The sequence below is a fragment of the Vagococcus silagei genome, assembly GCF_004795745.1.
In the GTDB taxonomy this organism is placed as follows: Bacteria; Bacillota; Bacilli; order Lactobacillales; family Vagococcaceae; genus Vagococcus; species Vagococcus silagei.
The window spans coordinates 82931-89160 of record NZ_SDGV01000022.1; the positions used below are offsets into that span (position 1 = coordinate 82931).

The 6230-nt window shown below is 34.1% G+C and carries 5 protein-coding genes and 6 tRNA genes; 5 read left to right on the forward strand and 6 right to left on the reverse strand.

Annotation, left to right across the window (positions count from 1 at the left end):
* The first annotated feature begins 173 nt into the window (after positions 1-173).
* The 5 genes from ESZ54_RS10075 (at position 174) to ESZ54_RS10095 (ending at position 5536) form a co-directional block, all read left to right on the forward strand.
* Positions 174-1928 (forward strand): hypothetical protein, encoded by a 1755-nt coding sequence (locus ESZ54_RS10075; protein ID WP_136137548.1) that lies wholly within the window; start codon positions 174-176, stop codon positions 1926-1928.
* 585 nt (positions 1929-2513) lie between these two features.
* A complete protein-coding gene (locus tag ESZ54_RS10080) occupies positions 2514-3113 on the forward strand; it encodes a tyrosine-type recombinase/integrase (protein ID WP_136137549.1) in 600 nt (199 codons plus the stop codon).
* 349 nt (positions 3114-3462) lie between these two features.
* Positions 3463-3762: a hypothetical protein gene (locus ESZ54_RS10085; RefSeq protein ID WP_136137550.1), complete on the forward strand. Its 300-nt coding sequence runs from the start codon at positions 3463-3465 to the stop codon at positions 3760-3762.
* 441 nt (positions 3763-4203) lie between these two features.
* Positions 4204-4425, forward strand: coding sequence for a DUF3173 family protein (locus ESZ54_RS10090; protein ID WP_136137551.1), 222 nt, complete (start codon positions 4204-4206; stop codon positions 4423-4425).
* Position 4426: 1 nt separating this feature from the next.
* A complete protein-coding gene (locus ESZ54_RS10095; protein ID WP_136137552.1) occupies positions 4427-5536 on the forward strand; it encodes a tyrosine-type recombinase/integrase in 1110 nt (369 codons plus the stop codon).
* A gap of 139 nt (positions 5537-5675) precedes the next feature.
* On the opposite strand, the gene ESZ54_RS10100 is transcribed toward ESZ54_RS10095, so the two are convergent.
* From ESZ54_RS10100 to ESZ54_RS10125, 6 genes are all read right to left on the reverse strand, one after another.
* Positions 5676-5761, reverse strand: a tRNA-Leu gene (locus ESZ54_RS10100).
* Positions 5762-5772: 11 nt separating this feature from the next.
* A tRNA-Gly gene (locus tag ESZ54_RS10105) sits at positions 5773-5844 on the reverse strand.
* Between the two features lie 7 nt (positions 5845-5851).
* Positions 5852-5924: transfer RNA gene (locus ESZ54_RS10110), tRNA-Thr, on the reverse strand.
* A gap of 16 nt (positions 5925-5940) precedes the next feature.
* Positions 5941-6022: transfer RNA gene (locus ESZ54_RS10115), tRNA-Leu, on the reverse strand.
* 12 nt (positions 6023-6034) lie between these two features.
* Positions 6035-6107, reverse strand: a tRNA-Lys gene (locus tag ESZ54_RS10120).
* Positions 6108-6116: 9 nt separating this feature from the next.
* Positions 6117-6189, reverse strand: a tRNA-Val gene (locus ESZ54_RS10125).
* Positions 6190-6230: the final 41 nt, after the last annotated feature.

Below are 6230 nucleotides of genomic sequence, written 5' to 3' on the forward strand. Positions count from 1 at the left end.
TTTGATACACTTGAAACAAGGGGGAGAAACTATAGCTAGGTTCTTTTGGTCGCTGAATAGAGAACAGAAATGGTTTGCTTTTAACTTATCTTCATGGGAAAATATTGTCGTGAGGAAAGAGAGGTGTTAAGGAGAGAAGAACAATTAATAAACTTAAGTTATACATGACTAACATGGACAAGAACACAAAGATCATAGTAATAACTCTAATAGTTTTAGGAACTATTGGTTTTTCAGTTACTAAGAGCCTAGAAGCTCAGAAAGACATTCAGACCTATCAGAAAAAATTTAACCAGCAATGGAAAGAACTAGGAAAAGAAAGTTATATCGATTTTAATGATCCTCGTTCTGATATACACCTATTCTACAATCAACGAATTTGGATAGCTAACAAAAATAACATCCTTCCTTCTCGAGCTAAGTACAAAAAATTAGCTAACAATATGAAACATGACGAAGATGTTTTAAAGAATATCTTTGATGAGTTCAAGGAAAGTAATTCTGTTGACTCAAGTGAGTTCTCCATCGAAGAAGAACAAGCAAGAATCAAAAGGATGAATGTATTATTTGATACCTTAAATAGTGATAGCAAGAAACAGTTCGCTTCTGTTAAATATACAATTGAAACAATCCAAGAATCCCTTGATATAATAAAAGATTATTCAAATTCGTACTATGTACCAATAGAGAAATCTCATCTAATTCCTACACAATCTAGATTTCCATTAGACACAAAAGTTGCTGAAGAGTATCGTGATTCTATTTCGACTCTTGCAGATAAAGCTAAGTGGGAAGAGAGTTCCATGGGGTATGATGAAGATGATAATCGGCTTGATATTAGAGAGAATCAACCTTGGGAAGATGGTGCGTACGGCATTCTATCGTGGAAAGCTGGATTAACAGCATATATTGTAGACTTAACTGGTGACGACTCAATGAGCCAAATATCTAACTCTTTAAATATGAGTTCAGGGTTTAAAGATATCTTGTCAGGTATGGATACTAAAAAGAAAGATATAGAATATAAAAATCCAAATGATATGTCTAAAGAAGAACTTAGTAATGGTGTCATTGACTCTTTAGGCTCTGCTTACTATGAAAAAGCTTTGCAAGATAAAAATCCATCCATAACAAGTGTCTTAACACCTAGTCAAAATGCTTCTTGGATTTTACTAGATAAGAATGAAGTAGTCCTTAAAGCATCTTTTAATCATTTAAATGACGTTATTGATCTTGATAAAAGTATTGCATCATTCAATATGACGGATGAAAAGACAAAGAAATCATTTGATATTATTATCGATAGTTCAGAAAATGACTCGTATCGTATTGAGGGAGACACTCCTATAGGGAGACTTAACAATACTTATACCAAGAAGTCAAAAGTATCTACTAAAAAAGGTAACTCTTCAACTTCTGAAAAACTTTTTTCACCAGAAGAGATTGCTGTTGCGATTTATTTAGACAATTTTCTCAATCAATTTCCTAATAAAACGATTGAAGATGCCCTTGTTGATACATTAGGTCAACCTGATTTCGTAATCGCTACCCCAACTAATGGCATTTTTATGGTAAATCAATCAACTCATTTAAGCAATGGGGTACTTTCTAGTGAGATAACTATCAGTGATGACAATATCTCAAGTAAAAATTTCAATGGTAACCAGTTAAAATACGAAAAACAATACGTAAATAAAGAATTAACTAAGACATACATTAATTATCAAAGTGATATTCAAAAAATCATTGCTCATTCTGAAGAAATTAAAAAGACTAGAGAGTCACCACAAACTTCTAAAATGAAGACTAAAGAAGATGTAGATAAGTATTTAGATGAGTTAAACAAGGAAACAGATGACCCAACAGGTAACAACACTCTACAAGGTGATACTGGCGAAGGTGAAGATGCCAGCAACCCCTTTAACTAATAAAAACCAATTCACTTTCCTCACATGCAGGAGTCTTTATCGTATAAAGACGCATCGCAGTTAGGATTTCATTATTCAGTTCCCTCCTACATCATACTTCACTGAAAACACGCAAAAAACTCTCCCAGTGAGATTTCATCCGTTTTTCAGCATTAATCCCTTATAACAAGAAAATCTCCTTAAAAGACCGATTTCGACTTTTTCCGAAACACGTAGCAACAAATGATGATCCTTCATATTTTCAAATTTTCCTGATATCAAGCTCAACTCATTCAGACTTTAAACCAATAAAAAACAGCCATGCTCTGACTTTTTAATCGTCTGCATAGCTGTTTTTTATTGTTCAAACTTCTTACGATACTTATATAGCTACCTTTTTCAATCGTCATTATCATAAGCAAGTTCTATCTGTTTAAATAACGCTTTTCTTATTGTAGTAATCCATTTATTAGTTAGACAGGAGTCTTTATACGATAATGCCCCCTCGCAAACCTTGATAAAAAAGGCGTTCGTTCTTTGATGTAAACAATTAGGGGTGATTTTTCAGTAATCCCTAAATAAGACGAGTCAAAGGAGAATAACAACATGACAAAAAGACAACTTCACAACGTACAACCTATCAAAGATTCAGTTATCCTAAAACAAGTAAAGGATACCCTCTTAGACAGTTTCAAAGCAGGTAGAAGAAATTACACTATTTTCCAACTAGGAAAAGCCACCCTCTTACGAGCAAGCGACGTTCTTTCCCTGGAATATTTAGATGTTTTCACTGAGGATGGGGTACTAAAGAAAAATGCCTACATTAAGGATAAGAAAACAGGAAAACCAAACAACCTTTATCTCAATCCAGCCAAAGAAGACCTACTCGTATATCAACAATGGCGACAAGACAATCAGATTGAAAGTAAATGGCTCTTCCCTTCTTCCACCTCTCCAGACAAACACATCACAACCAAACAATACTACAAAGTAATGAAGCAAACAGGTGATTTATTAAGCATTAATTACTTGGGAACTCACACCATGCGAAAGACAGGTGCTTATCTCGTTTATGAACAGTCTGGCTACAACATCGGACTGGTCATGAAACTGTTAAATCATTCTGACCAAAACTCGACACTTAAATACTTAGGGCTTGATGAAATTGATAAAGAAGAAAGGCTTGATAAAATTAATTTTGGATAAAACTAGTACTTTTATCCATTTTTTTTTTTTAGATAAGATTTTTCTCATTTTAGAACCTAAATAGGCAATATCTGTTTTATTTGACAAATTTCTTTATTTGGTAATGAAAACCTATATTAGATTTAGAAAACTCTATATGAAAAATCAACCCATATAGATACAAAAACAAAAGGGACAAAAACAATTAAAATAACAGTCAATAGTTTTCATAAAAGTTATTTAATCAATGTTTTAGCAGATTTGTATTTTTTAAAAGAACAGATTATGATGTGATTGTAGCTAGCGCAACTACAAAAAATTAAAAGATTTCATATTCTAGATAGAAGTCAGAAAGAAGGAAATTAGAATTATGAATAACAATAAAAAAATTAAAACAAAAGTTACAAATACTATCTCTTTTATAATTGAAGCTTTATCTAAAAATTTTAGAGATGTTGCTAAAATTATCGAGACAGATCAAGACGAGATATTTGACTGTATACTACTAGCAATCGAACACCACTATGACTTATCACAGATGCCAGAAAAAGAAATTGATAACGTCATAAAGTGTGTTTCAGTAAAAATAACACTAAAATACTTACACCTCTGCACAGATGAATTACAAGAAGCTAGAGAAAATTCAAGTAACTCCTTATATAAGCCATAAGACAAAAAAGATTCAACACTCCCTATTAAGGTGAGATATTTGACTCCTATCTTCTCTACTATTGAGCTTTTCTATTAGCTATCACTGTGAGTGAGAGTTCTCACTCACTTAATACGGATAGAGCTATCTGAACTCACCTTAGAGAAGATTTATTAAGAAATTAGTTACTACATTTTTAACCCTGTAACTTAAAGTAATAAGTATCAAAAAATATCCTTTAAACATTTGGTATTTTCCATATATCCCAAACTTTACCCTAGATACTTTTATTACCTACCTAGATATTAGGCTAGATATTTCTTAGTATGCATGACCTCGATTGGGGTACTCTAGTAACGAGAAATTTTAGGGTAAAGGGGATTTACAAAAAATTAGATGTTGGAAATAATGATTTCAAGTTATTACAAATAACTAAAAATCAAATGAAGGAGGTTGGATACAATGAATAATCCAACAATCACTAAAAATGAATTAATCGAATTAGGATATGGAACATCTAGTTCGGCAGAAATTATTAAAAAAGCAAAACAACTAATGGTGAACAGAGGTTTTGAGTACTACGAAAACACACGACTAGGAAGAGTACCTATAAAGACTGTTGAGGACATCCTTGGTGTCGAAATCACATTAAAACAACCATTACAAGAAAACGGAGGACTATAAGATGGTACAAAGAAAAGACAAAAAAACAAATAAGTGGCTATTTGATATTTCAGATGGTGTTAACCCTGTAACAAATGAAAGAAATCGGATTATTAGAAGAGGATTTAGAACAAAACAAGATGCACTAAAAGCTGAAGAGCTTTACATAGCTACCCACTGTAATAAAGCGATTAGCTCAAAAAGTATTACTTTTGATATGTTATATGAAATGATGAAACAGACTGATATTACAGAAGAAAAGAAAGAGAGCTACATTAAGTCTCAAGAATATAGTTACAACAAGCACTTTAAAAAGTACTTTGAAAAAGCCAACATCAGTAAATTAACACATTCAGACATGATTGTCTTTCGTGATGTGCTATTGAAGAAAGGGTTAAGTAATAACACTGTCAACAAGCAAATGATACTACTCAAAAAGTTGATGAACGTAGCTGTAAAAAAACAATGCATAGCAGAAAATCCTTGTCACAATATTAAAAAGTTAATACAAAAAGCACCTGTCATTGATTTTTGGACAGTAGACGAATTCAAACAGTTTTTAACTCTCTTTAAAGAGGAAGAAGAAGCCTATAGACTCATTTTTCTAATTGCTTTTTCTACTGGTATGCGTATTGGTGAAATACTTGCACTTACATGGAAAGACATTGACTTAGAAGATGAATCGATCCATGTCACTAAAACTCTCATCAGGGGTACTAAATTTCGGAGTAGCTCACCTAAAACAGACAGCAGTGTGCGAAGAATAGCGATTCAAACTAGCTTAGTAAGAACCTTAACCAAATGGAAAGAAAATCAACAACAACTACTAGCACCTTACTTTAAAGATACAGAAGACTTACAGATTTTCCAATATGTTCCTTCTTTCATTAACTATGATAACGTCAGAAGAAAATACAACAATATCTGTAAACGTGATTCAACATTAAAGCAAATTAGAATCCATGACCTCAGACACTCACACGTAGCTTTCTTAATTCATAACGAAGAGAAAGAGTTTGTCATTAAAGAGCGACTAGGTCATTCAACAATCAAAATAACGTACGACATTTACGGACATTTATATCCGAGTAAACAAAAAGAAGTTTCCAGTAAGCTTAACAATTTGTTTTAATTCAGAAGCGGAACTATTTGGTAAGAGTACCCAAAATAACCAAAACAGAACAAAAAACACCAACCATTTCAGGTTGGTGTTTTTCCATTCTAAGAGAACTTAAAATTATTTAGACCTAAGTCTACTAGGATATTGCTAATGCCGAGGACCGGAATCGAACCGGTACGGAGAAAACTCTCCGCAGGATTTTAAGTCCTGTGCGTCTGCCAGTTCCGCCACCCCGGCTAGAACTAAAAAGCGGAAGACGGGGTTCGAACCCGCGACCCCCACCTTGGCAAGGTGGTGTTCTACCACTGAACTACTTCCGCAAAAAAATGCCGGCTAAAGGACTTGAACCCTCGACCCTCTGATTACAAATCAGATGCTCTACCAACTGAGCTAAGCCGGCCGCTAAAATCTTCTAATGCGGGTGAAGGGACTTGAACCCCCACGCCGTTAGGCGCTAGATCCTAAATCTAGTGCGTCTGCCAATTCCGCCACACCCGCAAAGTAAAAAAATGACCCGTACTGGGCTCGAACCAGTGACCCTCTGATTAAAAGTCAGATGCTCTACCAACTGAGCTAACGAGTCTAAAAAAAATGGGGGTTAACGGGTTCGAACCGCTGACCCCCTGCTTGTAAGGCAGGTGCTCTCCCAGCTGAGCTAAACCCCCGACAAAAACAAAAAAATACAAAAGCGTGGCAACGTCCTACT

What these genes read in the sequence shown, in the direction of transcription:
- ESZ54_RS10080 (WP_136137549.1), top strand. Translation starts at nt 2,514, where the DNA reads ATGACAAAAAGACAACTTCACAACGTACAACCTATCAAAGATTCAGTT.
- ESZ54_RS10095 (WP_136137552.1), top strand. Translation starts at nt 4,427, where the DNA reads ATGGTACAAAGAAAAGACAAAAAAACAAATAAGTGGCTATTTGATATT.
- ESZ54_RS10090 (WP_136137551.1), top strand. Translation starts at nt 4,204, where the DNA reads ATGAATAATCCAACAATCACTAAAAATGAATTAATCGAATTAGGATAT.
- ESZ54_RS10075 (WP_136137548.1), top strand. Translation starts at nt 174, where the DNA reads ATGGACAAGAACACAAAGATCATAGTAATAACTCTAATAGTTTTAGGA.
- ESZ54_RS10085 (WP_136137550.1), top strand. Translation starts at nt 3,463, where the DNA reads ATGAATAACAATAAAAAAATTAAAACAAAAGTTACAAATACTATCTCT.